This window comes from Burkholderia sp. Tr-862 (genome assembly GCF_011753085.1).
GTDB classification, from domain to species: domain Bacteria; phylum Pseudomonadota; class Gammaproteobacteria; order Burkholderiales; family Burkholderiaceae; genus Burkholderia; species Burkholderia ambifaria.
On record NZ_VWWG01000165.1, the window covers coordinates 1 to 13,970 of the forward strand.

The 13,970-nt window shown below is 66.3% G+C and carries 16 protein-coding genes and 1 pseudogene; 10 read left to right on the forward strand and 7 right to left on the reverse strand.

Annotated features, from left to right (window positions below; genetic code table 11):
- Positions 1 to 76: 76 nt before the first annotated feature.
- Entirely contained in the window at positions 77 to 1,456 is a 1,380-nt protein-coding gene (gene otsA / locus F3J14_RS28755; RefSeq protein ID WP_006751851.1) for an alpha,alpha-trehalose-phosphate synthase (UDP-forming), read from the reverse strand.
- Positions 1,453 to 2,205 (reverse strand): trehalose-phosphatase, encoded by a 753-nt coding sequence (otsB, locus tag F3J14_RS28760; protein ID WP_166725834.1) that lies wholly within the window; start codon positions 2,203 to 2,205, stop codon positions 1,453 to 1,455. Before otsB ends, otsA begins: the two co-directional genes overlap by 4 nt.
- Before the next feature lie 283 nt (positions 2,206 to 2,488).
- Between otsB and F3J14_RS28765 the strand changes: the two genes are divergently transcribed.
- The 3 genes from F3J14_RS28765 to F3J14_RS28775 are packed head-to-tail and all read left to right on the forward strand — an operon-like array spanning position 2,489 to position 4,465.
- Positions 2,489 to 3,145, forward strand: a complete 657-nt coding sequence (locus tag F3J14_RS28765; protein ID WP_166725835.1) for an SCO family protein — start codon at positions 2,489 to 2,491, stop codon at positions 3,143 to 3,145.
- Entirely contained in the window at positions 3,142 to 3,582 is a 441-nt protein-coding gene (locus F3J14_RS28770) for a copper chaperone PCu(A)C (protein ID WP_166725836.1), read from the forward strand. Before F3J14_RS28765 ends, F3J14_RS28770 begins: the two co-directional genes overlap by 4 nt.
- 10 nt (positions 3,583 to 3,592) lie before the next feature.
- Entirely contained in the window at positions 3,593 to 4,465 is an 873-nt protein-coding gene (locus F3J14_RS28775) for a cytochrome c oxidase assembly protein (RefSeq protein WP_166725837.1), read from the forward strand.
- Between the two features lie 19 nt (positions 4,466 to 4,484).
- Here F3J14_RS28775 and F3J14_RS28780 read toward each other — a convergent pair whose 3' ends face one another.
- Positions 4,485 to 4,976, reverse strand: a complete 492-nt coding sequence (locus F3J14_RS28780) for a GNAT family N-acetyltransferase (RefSeq protein ID WP_166725838.1) — start codon at positions 4,974 to 4,976, stop codon at positions 4,485 to 4,487.
- Between the two features lie 127 nt (positions 4,977 to 5,103).
- On the reverse strand, positions 5,104 to 5,970 hold the full coding sequence (locus F3J14_RS28785) for a pirin family protein (RefSeq protein WP_166725839.1): 867 nt from the start codon (positions 5,968 to 5,970) through the stop codon (positions 5,104 to 5,106).
- A gap of 110 nt (positions 5,971 to 6,080) precedes the next feature.
- Between F3J14_RS28785 and F3J14_RS28790 the strand changes: the two genes are divergently transcribed.
- Positions 6,081 to 6,998 carry a LysR family transcriptional regulator gene (locus tag F3J14_RS28790; protein WP_166725840.1) on the forward strand — a complete coding sequence of 306 codons (918 nt, stop codon included), beginning with the start codon at positions 6,081 to 6,083 and terminating at the stop codon, positions 6,996 to 6,998.
- Between the two features lie 144 nt (positions 6,999 to 7,142).
- A complete protein-coding gene (locus F3J14_RS28795; protein WP_012363421.1) occupies positions 7,143 to 7,646 on the forward strand; it encodes a GAF domain-containing protein in 504 nt (167 codons plus the stop codon).
- 138 nt (positions 7,647 to 7,784) lie between these two features.
- Here F3J14_RS28795 and map read toward each other — a convergent pair whose 3' ends face one another.
- Both map and F3J14_RS28805 read right to left on the reverse strand, forming a co-directional pair.
- Positions 7,785 to 8,591, reverse strand: a complete 807-nt coding sequence (gene map / locus F3J14_RS28800) for a type I methionyl aminopeptidase (RefSeq protein WP_166725841.1) — start codon at positions 8,589 to 8,591, stop codon at positions 7,785 to 7,787.
- A complete protein-coding gene (locus F3J14_RS28805) occupies positions 8,591 to 8,827 on the reverse strand; it encodes a ParD-like family protein (RefSeq protein ID WP_006751861.1) in 237 nt (78 codons plus the stop codon). Before F3J14_RS28805 ends, map begins: the two co-directional genes overlap by 1 nt.
- A gap of 160 nt (positions 8,828 to 8,987) precedes the next feature.
- Between F3J14_RS28805 and F3J14_RS28810 the strand changes: the two genes are divergently transcribed.
- The 4 genes from F3J14_RS28810 (at position 8,988) to F3J14_RS28825 (ending at position 11,637) form a co-directional block, all read left to right on the forward strand.
- Positions 8,988 to 9,647: a helix-turn-helix domain-containing protein gene (locus F3J14_RS28810; RefSeq protein ID WP_166725842.1), complete on the forward strand. Its 660-nt coding sequence runs from the start codon at positions 8,988 to 8,990 to the stop codon at positions 9,645 to 9,647.
- Positions 9,644 to 10,192: a GNAT family N-acetyltransferase gene (locus tag F3J14_RS28815; protein ID WP_006751864.1), complete on the forward strand. Its 549-nt coding sequence runs from the start codon at positions 9,644 to 9,646 to the stop codon at positions 10,190 to 10,192. Before F3J14_RS28810 ends, F3J14_RS28815 begins: the two co-directional genes overlap by 4 nt.
- Before the next feature lie 279 nt (positions 10,193 to 10,471).
- Positions 10,472 to 10,960, forward strand: coding sequence for a hypothetical protein (locus F3J14_RS28820; protein ID WP_166725843.1), 489 nt, complete (start codon positions 10,472 to 10,474; stop codon positions 10,958 to 10,960).
- A 341-nt stretch (positions 10,961 to 11,301) separates the two neighbouring features.
- Positions 11,302 to 11,637, forward strand: coding sequence for a hypothetical protein (locus F3J14_RS28825; RefSeq protein ID WP_166725844.1), 336 nt, complete (start codon positions 11,302 to 11,304; stop codon positions 11,635 to 11,637).
- Between the two features lie 364 nt (positions 11,638 to 12,001).
- Here F3J14_RS28825 and F3J14_RS28830 read toward each other — a convergent pair whose 3' ends face one another.
- On the reverse strand, positions 12,002 to 13,480 hold the full coding sequence (locus tag F3J14_RS28830; protein WP_166725846.1) for a sensor domain-containing diguanylate cyclase: 1,479 nt from the start codon (positions 13,478 to 13,480) through the stop codon (positions 12,002 to 12,004).
- Between the two features lie 213 nt (positions 13,481 to 13,693).
- Here F3J14_RS28830 and F3J14_RS35895 point away from each other — a divergent pair.
- Positions 13,694 to 13,828, forward strand: a pseudogene (locus tag F3J14_RS35895) (LysR family transcriptional regulator); the annotation flags it as partial.
- Positions 13,829 to 13,970: the final 142 nt, after the last annotated feature.

Below are 13,970 nucleotides of genomic sequence, written 5' to 3' on the forward strand. Positions count from 1 at the left end.
GTTAGCGGGTGAACACTGTCAACCTATTCCAGGACTTGACACATCGCGCGGCATCCTCCGCCGCGCGGCGCGCCGGCTACACGCGCTGCAGGTCGCGCAGGAAGTTGTCGCGCCACACCGACACGTTGTTCTCGCGCAGCTGCGCGATCATGTCCGCATAACGCGCGCGCCGCTCGGCGAGCGGCATCGTGAGCGCCTGCGACAGCGCATCGGCCATCCCGTCGATGTCGATCGGATTGACGATCAGCGCGCCCGTCAGCTCGCGCGCGGCCCCCGCGAAGCGCGACAGCACCAGCACGCCCGGATCGTCCGGATTCTGCGCGGACACGTACTCCTTCGCGACGAGGTTCATTCCGTCGCGCAACGGCGTGACGAAACCCACGCGCGCCAGCCGGTACAGCGCGGCCAGCACCTGCCGGTCGTACTGGCGGTGAATGTAGAGGATCGGCGCCCAATCGAGTTCCGCGTAGCGGCCGTTGATGCGCCCCGACTCCGCCTCGAGCTGCAGGCGGATGTCCTGGTATGCGCGCAGGTCGGCGCGCGTCGACGGCGCAATCTGCAGGAACGACACGCGGTTGCGAATCGAAGTCTGGTGCTCCAGCAGTTTCTCGAACGCACGGAACCGCTCGACGAGCCCCTTCGAATAATCGAGCCGGTCGACGCTCATGATCAACTGGCGCCCGCGCAGCGACGTCGCCAGCGTGCGCACGGCCTTGCCGTTCTCGGCCGCCTGCGCGAGCGACGCGATCTCGTCCGGATACACGCCGATCGGATAGGCGGCCGCGCGCAGCGTGTTGCCGAACGCGCTCACGCGCACCGTATGCCCTTCGCGCGCGACTTCGCCGCCCGCCTCGAACTCGATGTAGTCGCAGAACGCGCGCAGGTCGGGCTCGGTCTGGAAGCCGAGCAAATCGAACGCGCACAGCGACTCGACGAGCTCGCGATGCGGCGGCACGTTGACGAGCACCTGCGCGGCCGGAAACGGGATGTGCAGGAAAAAGCCGATGCGGTTCTTCACGCCGGCCTCACGCAGCGCACGCGCGAACGGGATCAGGTGGTAGTCGTGCACCCAGATCACGTCGTCGTCCTGCAGCAGCGGCACAAGCTGCTGCGCGAGCCAGACGTTCACGCGGCGGTAGCCGTCGAATTCGTGGCGGTCGTACTGGATCAGGTCCGCGCGGTAATGGAACGCGGGCCACAGCGTCGCGTTCGAGAAACCGCGGTAGTACTGGTCGTAATCGCGACGCGACAGCCCGACGGTCGCGAACGTCACGGGGCCGCGCTCCTCGATGCGGATCTGCGGCGCACCCGATGCGACCACCTCGCCGCTCCAGCCGAACCACATGCCGCCCGTCTCCTTCAGCGCATCGTAGACACCGATCGCGAGGCCGCCCGCCGCCGGTTCGCCTTCCGAAATCGGGGCGACGCGGTTTGAAACGATGATCAGTCGGCTCATGCGCCCGGCTGCTCCGCGCCAAGCCAGCGGGCGATCTGCGCGTGCAGCGCGTCGACCGAGTCGAGCCGCATGCGGGCCGACGTCTCGCCCGCGCCGACCTTGATCGACAGACCGCCACGCGCGTTGACCACCGCGAAGCCCTTCTCGTCGGTCAGGTCGTCGCCCGCGAACAGCGGCACGCGGCCCGCGAACGGCGGCTCGTCGAGGAACGCGGCCAGCGCGCGCCCCTTGTCGACCCCCTTCGGCTTGATCTCGAACACCATCTTGCCCGGCTGCAGGACATACGCGTCCGCATATTCGGCGACGAGGCGCTCGGCCGCTTCGCGCGCGGCCGGCTCGCGCTCGGGCGCATTGCGGTAGTGCAGCGCGACGGCCGCCCCCTTGATTTCGAGCAGCATGCCCGGATGACGGTCGACGACGGACGCGAGCTCGCGTTCGATGCGCAGCAGCCGGTCGTCGTTGAAGCCGATGCGCTGCGTGTCGCCGTTCGCGTCGCGACGCTCGGCGCCGTGCAGGCCGGCGATCGGCAGGTCCGGCATGTTCAGGAACGAGTCGAGGTTGTCGATGCCGCGACCCGACACGACGGCGAGCGCGCCATGCGAGCGGCGCCGCAGTTCATCGAGCAGCGTCAGCAGCGACGGCGGCACGTGAATGCTGTCGGGCGTCGGCGCCAGCTCGACGAGCGTACCGTCGAAGTCGAAAAAGAACGCGGTATCGGTCAGGGAGAGGGAAGCCGGAACGGATTGCATCGATTCGATGGTCTGAGGAGCGGCCTGCAAACGCGCGGCCGCCGCTGCGAGAATGGAATTGTGCGCATCTTACCGCGCCTGCGTACCGAGATGGGCGAAACCGGCGCATGGCGGACCTCGCGCCACCGTCCGCGCCAACTGCGACATATTGCCCCGCTCGCCCGTGCCGTACGGGTTTCGAAAGGACGCGGGCGCGGGAATTGCGCTACAGTCGGCAACCGCCGGCCGCGCGACGCATGGCGCCGCGCCGGCCGACGACCGTTCCGTCCGATCGAGCCCCAGGATGTCGTCTGCCCATCCCGCGCCGCACCGGCGCCGCCTCAGCTTCACCCGCTTCGTCCGCACGGCCGCGGCGCTGACCGCCGCCGTCGCGCTCGCCGCCTGCACGCACGACGAGCCGAACTGGCACCTGACCAACGTCACGGGCCACCTGCCCGACCTGTCCTTCACGCTGACCGGCGGCGACGGCCATCCAATCGACGCGAACGCATTCCGCGGCCGCATCGCGCTCGTCTACTTCGGCTATACGCACTGTCCGGATGTCTGCCCCGAAACGATGGCGCGGCTGATGGAAGTGCTCGCGAAGCTCGGCCAGCAGGCGAACGACGTGCGCGTCCTGTTCGTCTCGGTCGATCCGGCGCGCGACACGCCGCAGGCGATGCAGTCGTACGTCGCCGCGTTCGATGCCGCGCACGCGCGTGGGCTGACCGGCACCGACGGCCAGATCGAATCGCTCGCGAAACGCTATCGCGTCGCGTATCAGATGGAAAAACGCGATCCGTCCGGCGGCTACGAAGTCACGCACAGCTCGGCCGTCTACATCTTCGACGCGAACGGTCGCGCGCGTTTGCTCGCGACCGACCGCGATTCGCCCGACGCCATCGCCGCCGATGTGCGCCGGATCATCGACACTGCCTCCCCCTCCCGAACTCCGACATGAAGACGACCCTCAAGACGTTCGCCCTCCTCGCCGCACTGTGCACCGGCGCGCACGCCTACGCCGCCGGCGCGATCACCGCGCAGAACGCGTGGGTGCGCTGGCTGCCGAACCAATTGCCCGCGGGCGGCTACGTGACGCTCGTCAACACGGGCGACAAGCCGGTCGATCTCGTCGACGTCGACAGCCCCGACTACGGGATGGCGATGCTGCACCAGACCGTGTCGAACGGCTCGACGCAGAAGATGGAAATGGTCGACAAGCTGACGATCCCCGCGCGCGGCAAGGTCGACATCGCGCCGGGCGGCTATCACTTCATGCTCGAGGAACCGAAGCACGCGATCAAGCCCGGCGACACCGTGCGCCTGCGCCTGAAGTTCTCCGACGGCGAAACGGTCGACACGCCGTTCACCGTGAAGTCGCCGGCCCAGGCGAAGTGATGCGCGCGCGATGAACGTCCTGTACTGGCTCGATCCGTGGGAACCGTCGCCGACCGTGGTCATCGCGGTGCTGACGGCCGCCGTGCTGTTCGCACGCGGCGTGAAGAAGGCGAAGGTGTCGCCGCTGCGGCAGCTCTCGTTCTGGTTCGGGCTGACGGCGCTCTACATCGCACTGCATACGCGGCTCGACTACTTCTTCGAGCACGAATTCTTCATGCACCGCGCGCAGCACCTCGTGCTGCATCACCTCGGGCCGTTCTTCATCGCACTGGCGTACCCGGGCGCGGCGATCCGCGCGGGCATTCCGTTTCGCTGGCGCCAGCGCTTCGTGCGCCCCGCGCTCGCGTGGGCGCCCGTGCGCGCGACGCTCGACGTGGTGTTCCATCCGGTCGTCGCCGTCGTGCTGTTCGTCGGGCTGATCTATTTCTGGCTGCTGTCGCCGATCCACTTCGTCGCGATGCTCGACTGGCGCCTGTATCGCGTGATGAACTGGAGCATGGTGATCGACGGGCTGCTGTTCTGGTGGCTCGTCGTCGATCCGCGTCCCGCCCCGCCCGCGCGGCTGTCGCCGGGCCGCCGGATCCTGATCGTCGTCGCGGCGATCCCGCCGCAGATCGCGCTCGGCGCGCTGATCTTCTTCACGCCGCACGAGCTGTATCCGATCTACTCGATCTGCGGACGCGCCTTCACGTGGCTCAGCCCGCTGCGTGACCAGCAGATCGGCGGCTTGCTGCTGTGGATTCCGGGTTCGATGATGAGCGTGATCGGCGCGCTGATCGCGCTGCGGCACTGGCTGCGGCTGTCCGCGCGCGGCCGTCTGATCGACGAACGCGCTGGCGCCCGGCGCGCGGAGCGCCCGTCGGTGACGCGCGCCGCCCACTGACGGCACGGCGCGCCGCGCGTCAAGCGCGCGCGCTGGTCATCCACACGTGCGGGATGCCGTCCTCGTCGTGCACGTCCGAGTTCGGCGTGAAGCCGAATGCCCCGTAGAAACGCTGCAGGTGGGCCTGCGCATGCAGGCTCACCTGCGTATCCGGCCACTGCGCGCGGATGTGCTCGAGCGCGCGCGAGATCAGCGCGTTACCGAGGCCCGCGCCGCGAAACGGCGCGGTCGTCAGCACGCGGCCGATGCGTACGTCGGTGTTCTGCGCATCCGGCAGCAGCACGCGCAGATAGCCCGCGAGGCGGCCCGCCGGATCGTACGCGGCCAGATGCCACGCGGCCTGGTCCGCATCGTCGATGTCGCGATACACGCAGTTCTGCTCGACGACGAACACGGCGCTGCGCGCGTCGAGGATCGCATAGACTTCACGCGCCGTCAGCGCGTCGAAGGATTTCCAGCGCCAGTCGAGATCGTCGGCGCGCGGGGATGCGGCAGGTGCGGAAGCGTTCATGGTCGTCCTGATTCGGGCGCGCCGGCCGGCGCGCGGCAACCGTCGATTATGCCTCGAAGCGCACACGGCACGCGAGCGCCCTGCCGCGCATGAAAAAAAGCCCCGCAATGTGCGCGGGGCCTGTCCGTCATGCCGGCATTTGGCCGAAGCGGCCGTTGTTGAAATCGTCGATCGCGGTCCGGATTTCCTCTTGCGAGTTCATCACGAACGGCCCGTAACCGACGACCGGCTCATCGATCGGCTCGCCGCTCAAAATCAACAGCTTGGCGTCGCCGTTCGCTTCGATCTCGACGTCGCGGCCGTCGCGGCTCAGTTGCACGAACTGCGCTTCACGGGCGACCGTCTCGCCGTTCACCAGCAGCGTACCGTTCAGCACGACCACCGCGAGCGTCCGCCCCTCGGCGATCGGGAACCGCGCGCGGCCGCCGGCTGCGAGCCGCACGTCCCACACGTCGATCGGCGTGTGCGTGCGGGCGGGGCCGCGCCGTCCGTCGAGTTCGCCTGCGATGATCCGCGCACGCCCCGCACCGTCCGGCAGCTCGACCACCGGGATGTCCGCGTTCAGCAGCGTCTGGTAGCCGGGCGCACCCATCTTGTCGGCGGCGGGCAGGTTCACCCACAGCTGGACCATCTCGAGCGGACCGCCGCGCTTCGTGAATGCCTCCGAGTGGAATTCCTCATGGAGGATCCCGCTCCCGGCCGTCATCCACTGCACGTCGCCCGGGCCGATCACGCCGCCCGCGCCGGTCGAGTCGCGGTGAGCGACTTCGCCGTCATAGACGATCGTCACCGTTTCGAACCCGCGGTGCGGATGCTGACCCACCCCGCGCGGCGCCGAAGCCGGCTCGAAGTTCGCGGGACCCGCGTAGTCGAGCAGCAGAAACGGGCTCAGGTGCGCCGCGTGAGACTGATAGCTGAACATCGAACGCACCGGGAAACCGTCGCCGACCCAATGGCCACGCGGCGCACTGTAAACACCCTGGATCTTCTTCATTTGCCTTCTCCGAATTGCGGCGAAACACGTGCTTCGCATCCTGGGTATCAATATAGAGATGGAACGATCGATCCGGTAGACTGCGAAAATCGCACTCAGTGTTCTATTTGATGAACGATCAAGAACGGGATCTGAACGATCTCTATTACTTCGTGCAGGTGGTCGAGCACGGCGGCTTCGCGCCGGCCGGGCGCGCGCTCAACCTGCCGAAATCGAAGCTGAGCCGCCGCATCGCGCTGCTCGAGGCGCGGCTCGGGATGCGGCTGATCCAGCGCTCGACGCGCCGTTTCACCGTCACCGACGTCGGCCAGACCTACTACGCGCACTGTCGCGCGATGCTCGTCGAAGCGGATGCCGCCGACGAAGCGATCGCGCTGTTGCACGAGGAGCCGCGCGGCATCGTGCGCGTCAGCTGCCCGGTCGTGCTGCTCGATTCGCTGGTCGGCACGATGATCGCGGCGTTCATGGTCGCGTGCCCGCGCGTCGAGATTCACCTGGAGGCGACCAACCGGCGCGTCGATGTGGTCGGCGAAGGGATCGACGTCGCGATCCGCGTGCGTCCGCCGCCGCTCGAGGACAGCGATCTCGCGCTGCGCGTGCTGGCCGAGCGCGGCCAGTGCCTCGTCGCGAGCCCCGCGTTGCTGCGCGAGCTCGGCACGCCGGCCGTCCCCGCCGACCTGACCCGCCTGCCGAGCCTCGATCACGGCGTGCCGCAGGCCACGCACGTATGGCGGCTGCGCGGCCCCGACGGCGCACAGGCGGAAATCCACCACCAGCCGCGCCTCGTGACAGGCGGCATGCTTGCGCTGCGCGCGGCGGCCGTCGCGGGTGTCGGCGTCGTGCAACTGCCGACGATGATGGTGCGCGACGAAGTCGCGCGCGGCGAACTGGTGACCGTGCTGCCGAACTGGGCGCCGCGGCGCGAGATCGTGCACGCGGTGTTCGCGTCGCGGCGCGGGCTGTTGCCCGCAGTGCGCGCACTGCTCGACTTCCTGACCGAACGGTTCGCCGAACTCGCACCGGATTGAGCGACGTCGCGTGCTGCGCGGCGCGTTCGGCATCGCGCTGCGTGAACCGGACGCTGCAGACGGGCCGCGCGTGCCGTAGACTGCGGGACGCGCATCCGCGCTTTTCACAACTTCGCCGTTCACCACCCTTATCGCATTTCAGCCATGTTCACGCTGTCCAACGACCCTCACGCCTCCAAGGCCGAACTCTATGCGACGCTCGTCGAGCAGGCACGCGCGCTCGTCGAATCGGAACGCGACCTGACCGCGAACGCCGCGAACTTCTCCGCGCTCGTCTATCACTCGCTCGACCGCCTGAACTGGGCCGGCTTCTATTTCTTCGACGGATCGGAACTCGTGGTCGGCCCGTTCCAGGGCAAGCCCGCGTGCGTGCGGATCGCGCTCGGCAAGGGCGTGTGCGGCACGGCCGCGCAGACCCGCGAGACGCAGGTCGTGCGCGACGTGCACGAATTCCCGGGCCATATCGCCTGCGATGCCGCGTCGGAATCGGAAATCGTCGTGCCGCTGGTGGCCGCCGACGGCACGCTGATCGGCGTGTGGGACGTAGACAGCCCCGTTGCCGCACGTTTCGACGACGAGGACCGCAACGGGATGGAAGCGCTGTGCCGCGTGTTCGTCGAACACGCGTGGCAAAAGGCGCGCGGTTAAGCGGTGTTCACGGCGTGACGCAACCGGTCGCGGCGATGGAAACGGTGGCCTGCCGACCGTCCCGCGCGACAGCCGATGACACGGGCCCCACGACGGGGCCCCGTTTCCATTGCGTCCCTACGTGCGGGTTGCCGCGCATCAGGCCGCGTGCGTGCCGGAGAGCGCCGCGAACGCCTGCGGCTTCACGTCGTCCGACAGGATCTCGAAGCCCTGCTCCGTCACCACGACCATGTGCTCCCATTGCGCGGATAGCGAATGGTCCTTCGTGACGACCGTCCAGCCGTCCGCCAGCACGCGCGTATCGCGCTTGCCCGCATTCAGCATCGGCTCGATCGTGAAGATCATCCCCGGCCGCAGCGGCACGCCGGTGCCCGGGCGGCCATAGTGCAGCACCTGCGGCTCGTCGTGGTACACGTCGCCGATCCCGTGCCCGCAGTACTCGCGAACCACGCTGAACCCTTCGCGATGCGCAACCTGCTGGATCGCATAGCCGACGTCGCCGAGCGTTGCGCCCGGACGCACCGCGCGGATGCCGGCGTGCATCGCCTCGTAGGTCGTCGCGACGAGGCGCCGCGCCAGTTCACCCGGCTCGCCGACGAAGTACATGCGGCTCGTGTCGCCGAACCAGCCGTCCTTGATCACCGCGATGTCGAGATTCACGATGTCGCCGTCGCGCATCGGCCGCGACGACGGAATACCGTGACAGACCACGTGGTTGACCGACGTGCACAGGGTTTTCGGATAACCGTGATAGCCGATGTTCGCCGGGATGGCGTCGAGTTCGTCGACGATGTATTCGCGGCAGCGCGCGTCCAGTTCGTCCGTGGTGACGCCCGGCTTCACGTGTTCGGTGATCATCGTCAGCACCCGGGACGCGAGCTTCGCAGCCTCGCGCGACTTGTCGATTTCCGTGGCGCCGCGGATCGGGATTTCTCGCTTCGCCATTACGCCACCTGCTCGATGTCGCGCGCCACTGATTCCGTCGGGCCCGCATCGCCGCCGCGCGCTTCGATCTCGATCAGCATTCGGCAGATATCGCCGTAGGACAGCGACGGATTGAGTTCCGACAGCATCCCGACGCGCAGCCAGTGTTCCGCTTGCGCATTGATCGAACGGCTCAGCGCGGTACTGGTCGAGCGCAGCCGTTCGTGCATGTGCTCGGATATCTTGATGATTCCCATATGTCTCTAATTAAACGAAATGTAGTCGTTTCGTATATTACGCTCGCACCGGCCGACGAGCAAGCGTTCGGTCGCCGGCGAATCGCCTATCCGGGACAGCCGGAATTCCGTCGAAACCCCGTTGACATCGAATTCCAGCTTGCTGGACAATAAATCCATCATGCAGGAATCCACCCGTTCGCCCGTCGAGGACACCGGCATCAACGAACGCATCGCCCGGCGCGTGCGCGACTTGCGCACGCTACGAGGCTACACGCTCGATGCGCTCGCCGCGCGTTCCGGCGTCAGCCGCTCGATGATCTCGCTCATCGAGCGTGCGTCGGCGAGCCCGACGGCCGTTGTGCTCGACAAGCTCGCGGCGGGTCTCGGCGTGTCGCTGGCCGGGCTGTTCGGCGGCGATCGCGACGACGCGCCCGCGCACCCGCTGGTGCGGCGCGCGCAACAGGCGGAATGGCGCGATCCGGCGTCCGGCTACGTGCGGCGCAATCTGTCGCCGCCCGGTTGGCCGTCGCCGATCCAGCTCGTCGAGGTCGATTTCCCGCCCGGCGCGCGCGTCGCGTACGACTCCGGCGGGCGCGAAAGCGCACTGCATCAACAGGTGTGGGTCGTCCATGGACGCGTCGACGTCACGTTGGGCGACCAGCTTCACGAACTTCACGCCGGCGACTGTCTGGCCATGCGCCTCGATCAGCCGTTGATTTTCAGCAACCCGTCGTCGCAGGCCGCGCGCTATGTCGTCGCGATCTGCGATGTTCCCGCCGCCGCCGGCGCGCGGAGTGTGTCATCCGTTCAAAGCCGCCAGGCGCAGGAGCCCGTATGAATTCCCCGAAACAGCGTGACGACGTGCGCCTGATCGATTGCAGCGAGGCCGAGCATGCCGCGGCCATCCTCGAGATCCTGAACGATGCGATCGTGAACTCGACCGCGCTGTACGACTACCGGCCGCGCCCGCCGGAAGCGATGGTCACGTGGTTCGCGACGAAGCGCGCCAGCGGTTTTCCGGTCGTCGGCGCGGTCGATGAATCGGGCACGCTGGTCGGCTTCGCGAGCTGGGGCACGTTCCGCGCGTTTCCGGCGTTCAAGTACACGGTCGAACACAGCGTCTACGTGCACCGCGACCATCGCGGCCGCGGGCTCGGGGAGCTGCTGCTGCGCGAATTGATCCGGCGTGCACGCGAAGCCGACGTGCACGTGCTGGTTGGTTGCGTCGACGCAACCAACGGCGGCAGCGTCGCGCTGCATACGCGCCTCGGCTTCGTGCACTCGGGCACGATCACCGAAGCGGGCTTCAAGTTCGGCCGCTGGCTCGATGCGGCGTTCTATCAGTTGAGGCTCGACACCCCCGCGCAGCCGGTGGATGGCTGACCGGCATCGTTGAGCGTTCGGCGGTCTCCCGCTGACGCGGGCGATGCAGACGGCCCGCGCCACGACAACCACCGCCCTCGCAGCGACAACGCGATCAAGCCCGCGTTGTCCCTACGCCTCCAGGCTTTCCATACGCGTCCCGGGCCCCGGCCCCCCACCTTCGCCCCGTGACGACGAGTGTGACGTTCGCCGCATTCTTGCGCGAGAACGCCAGCGATACGGTATTCCCCAGCGGCCGCAGCGCGGTCGCATACCGATCCATCACTCGGAGGATGCCGTATGAAAACGCCCCATGCCCTGCCGTACCATCCCGGATCGCGACACGACGCCGGCCTCGCGCGACGCGCGGTCCGATGCGTTGCGTGGTCGCTTGCCGCCCTGCCGCTTTTCTGCGGACAAGCGTTCGCGGCCGGCGCGTGTCCGACGCCGTTTGCGTTGAGCGGCAACACCGATCTGCTGTGGAAGGAGGTCACCAACAACCAGTGGCGCAACATGCTGCCGCGCGGCTGGACCGACAACGGTTTTCACTTCTACAGCCGGGTGCGCAGCCGCGGTCCGGAGAACGGCATCAATACGCCGTCGGATCTCGAGTCCGAAATCCGCAAGCAGAGTTCCGACGAGCCGGCCGGCGGCAACAACCCGAATCGCCGGGCGATCACGCTGCCGATCTTGAACAGCAAGGGCCAGCATCTGCTGGTGATTTACGACTACGACGGCAAAAGTACGTCGAAGTGCGAGCTGGTGACGTTGACGTACCCGGCGGAATAGATGCGTGAATGAAGTGCCGAAAAAGGAAAAGCCCCGCCGAAGCGGGGCTTTTCCTTTCTGGTTGGGAGGCGCGAGCCGGACAGTCCTGACGCGACGATCGACTACGCGGCAACGACCCGATCGCGACCTTGATGCTTCGCACGGTACAGCTTGCCTGTCAGGCTCCGGATGCCAAGCTGTCACTCCAATGCAAGGGCTTCCGCTGTTCCCGACGGCGGTTCATGCCCGCCTGGTGCCTGCCGAGACGACACGTTCGATCCGACGCGAAAGCGTCGCGATCACGGTTCGCGCGTCCGCAATTGGCGAGTACACTGAAAATTCAATCGCAGCAGGAGAATGTGATGATTGACGCTGGCCCTCAAAGCACTTTCCGAGGCCTGCCGCTTACGGTGGAGCAGGACGCGGAAGTGAGGCACTACATAACCGACCGAACTCGGCGCGGGCTGCCCTGGGACACGCCGGAGTTGAGCGCGATGCTCGAGGACATGCTGCATCCCCCGGGTGACGGGGACGAGGACGGGGACGGGATCGGTGATGTCGCCTCCCCGGCAGACGAAGCTCGAGCCGCCGCCGAACGTGCAACGGCATCGATTGACGATGAGATGGATCCCATCGAGGCGAATGAAGAGTGGAATGCCGCCATGGAGTCGGAAGCCATGAAAGGGCCCCGACGATAACCTGCAGACGTCACTCCGAGGATGGAGCAGCACCTGCGTGCGTTATCGGATGGCGCGCGGATACCAAACCCTGCGCGGCCACTGTCCCCGCCCCTGAGGCAAGAAATAGTCCGGTCCGGAAGTCGAGAAATTCGGCATGATGTGTCCAAGCGGACACCAAGGCCATGCCTTGGTCAGTGCGCGTCGATTGCCAACTGGATCCCCAGGTGGCTGGCATCGGTTTTTGATTAATTTGTAGGCGTGGTAAGCGCGAGGCTTATCCTGCAAGACTCCCGCCCCTATGCTGTAGCAAATTTGTAGCACGTAAAAAAGCCCGCCTTCAGCGGGCTTTCGCGTTCTCGGAGCGGCAAACCGACAATCCCCGTCAGTCCAAGGGCTGCAAGGCGGCAACCCTGTTCCGGCCGATTGTCTTCGCATAGTACAGCGCCTCGTCGGCCGCCTTGATCACCGCGCCGGCATCATCGTCCTGCTCCGGCGTCCAGCTGGCGAGGCCAATACTGGCCGTGACACGCCCATACTCGCTGCCGGCATGTTCGAGTGCCAGTTCGTCGATTGCCGCGCGAATCCGCTCGGCGATCTGCGCAGCGCCGGCCGGTGGCGTATCGGGAAGCAGCACGACGAATTCCTCCCCGCCGTAGCGGGCCGCGGTATCGACCGGCCGGCGGATGTTTTCGCCGATGCAGCGGGCGACCGCCGCCAGCGCGTCGTCCCCGGCCTGATGCCCGTAGGTGTCGTTGTAAGCCTTGAAGCGATCGACGTCGACGAACAGCAGCGAGAAGACGGAATGCGTCCGCCTGGCGCGACGCCATTCCCGATCCAGAACCTCCCCGAAACTGCGGCGATTGTTCAGGCCGGTGAGCCCGTCGGTACGTGCCAGCAGCACCAGTTCGGACTCGGCCCGCATCCGGCGGCGCAGTTGCCCGCTGAGCAGGAAAGACAGCGCGATGAACGCGACGCCGAACGTCGCCACCAATGCGCCGATCGTCACTGCGCGGTGCCGCCATGCGGCATAAACGTCCTGCTCGCCTTCTGCAACCATGATGATGAGCGGCAACTTCGGCAGGTGCTTGAAATAGTAGAGGCGACGTACACCGTCGATTGAAGCCGTTTCCGAGAACACGCCCTCCGACGCACGCTGAAATCGTCGAAAGGTCGTAGCCTTGCTGATATCGCGACCGACGATGCTGACGTTGTACGGTTGACGCATCACCATGATGCCGTCCTTGCCGATCAGCGACATCGAACCGTGCTGCCCCAGCGACAGGCCCGCAAACAGGTGGTGGAAGTACTCGAGATTGATCGCAATCAGCGCGACGCCGCCGAACGATCCGTCCGGGTTCGAGATGCGCCGAGACAGCACAATGCAGAGCATGCCAGCGCGCAAGCGCGACACGAACGGATCGCTCACATAGAGTCCAACGTCGGGATTATCGCGATGCACGGTGAAGTATTTGCGATCGGCGAAATTGCCCTTGCGGGGCACGTCGTTGGCCGAATCCAGAACGATATCGCCGTTCGCGTCGAGTACCAGTTGCGAACCAATGAAGGGCGCACTCATGGCATGATCGAACAGCACGCCGCGCCGCAGCGCCGGCGCTGCCGACATCACATCAGGCCGTTGCAGACCTTGAATCACCGCCTGCAACGACAGGTCGTAGAGCTCGAAGTTGCGCTCGATGTCGCGCTCAGCGATCAGGCCGAGATTGCGCGAGGTTTCGCTTGCGCGCTCCAGTGCGTCGTTCCGGCTCTGAAATAGCTGCAGCACGCACAGGCCCATCAGTGCGCAGGCGATCACAATGCCAACCGCCACGATGACGTAGGGGGCCGCCGTACGACGATGCATGGTCTCCTCGGCGAAAAATGAGCCGCGCCCGTCGCGCGGGGCGTGGTTTCCGCATACTAAATCGGACGGGTACATTTGAACACTCGGCGCGCACCCGATCAGAACTCGAACAGCAAAAAGCAACTTTGTGTCCGACCGATGACAAACTGTCAGTGTCCTCGATCGACACAATTTGACGGATCGCTCCGTCCGCTGCGATCGACCATTCTGCCGGACAAACCGGGCGTGGGCCGGATGATTTACTTGCCAACCACGATCACATCGCAACAGGCTTGGGAAGCACGTGGATTGTGCCCTGTCCCGGAGGCCGGTAAGACTCGGACCGGCACAATCGTCGTCAGCACAACTGGCAACGGACTCTATTCCAGAAAACGCGGATATTCAGCCGCTTGATCGAGCAGTGCCCCACGACTCCAGGCGACATTCCTACAACGATGAAAACGGCGCCGTGTCAAGTCCTGGAATAGGTTGACAGTGTTCACCCGCTAAA

What these genes read in the sequence shown, in the direction of transcription:
- otsA (WP_006751851.1), bottom strand. Translation starts at nt 1,456, where the DNA reads ATGAGCCGACTGATCATCGTTTCAAACCGCGTCGCCCCGATTTCGGAA.
- F3J14_RS28795 (WP_012363421.1), top strand. Translation starts at nt 7,143, where the DNA reads ATGTTCACGCTGTCCAACGACCCTCACGCCTCCAAGGCCGAACTCTAT.
- F3J14_RS28770 (WP_166725836.1), top strand. Translation starts at nt 3,142, where the DNA reads ATGAAGACGACCCTCAAGACGTTCGCCCTCCTCGCCGCACTGTGCACC.
- F3J14_RS28825 (WP_166725844.1), top strand. Translation starts at nt 11,302, where the DNA reads ATGATTGACGCTGGCCCTCAAAGCACTTTCCGAGGCCTGCCGCTTACG.
- F3J14_RS28790 (WP_166725840.1), top strand. Translation starts at nt 6,081, where the DNA reads ATGAACGATCAAGAACGGGATCTGAACGATCTCTATTACTTCGTGCAG.
- F3J14_RS28830 (WP_166725846.1), bottom strand. Translation starts at nt 13,480, where the DNA reads ATGCATCGTCGTACGGCGGCCCCCTACGTCATCGTGGCGGTTGGCATT.
- F3J14_RS28780 (WP_166725838.1), bottom strand. Translation starts at nt 4,976, where the DNA reads ATGAACGCTTCCGCACCTGCCGCATCCCCGCGCGCCGACGATCTCGAC.
- F3J14_RS28775 (WP_166725837.1), top strand. Translation starts at nt 3,593, where the DNA reads ATGAACGTCCTGTACTGGCTCGATCCGTGGGAACCGTCGCCGACCGTG.
- F3J14_RS28810 (WP_166725842.1), top strand. Translation starts at nt 8,988, where the DNA reads ATGCAGGAATCCACCCGTTCGCCCGTCGAGGACACCGGCATCAACGAA.
- otsB (WP_166725834.1), bottom strand. Translation starts at nt 2,205, where the DNA reads ATGCAATCCGTTCCGGCTTCCCTCTCCCTGACCGATACCGCGTTCTTT.
- F3J14_RS28785 (WP_166725839.1), bottom strand. Translation starts at nt 5,970, where the DNA reads ATGAAGAAGATCCAGGGTGTTTACAGTGCGCCGCGTGGCCATTGGGTC.
- F3J14_RS28805 (WP_006751861.1), bottom strand. Translation starts at nt 8,827, where the DNA reads ATGGGAATCATCAAGATATCCGAGCACATGCACGAACGGCTGCGCTCG.
- map (WP_166725841.1), bottom strand. Translation starts at nt 8,591, where the DNA reads ATGGCGAAGCGAGAAATCCCGATCCGCGGCGCCACGGAAATCGACAAG.
- F3J14_RS28820 (WP_166725843.1), top strand. Translation starts at nt 10,472, where the DNA reads ATGAAAACGCCCCATGCCCTGCCGTACCATCCCGGATCGCGACACGAC.
- F3J14_RS28815 (WP_006751864.1), top strand. Translation starts at nt 9,644, where the DNA reads ATGAATTCCCCGAAACAGCGTGACGACGTGCGCCTGATCGATTGCAGC.
- F3J14_RS28765 (WP_166725835.1), top strand. Translation starts at nt 2,489, where the DNA reads ATGTCGTCTGCCCATCCCGCGCCGCACCGGCGCCGCCTCAGCTTCACC.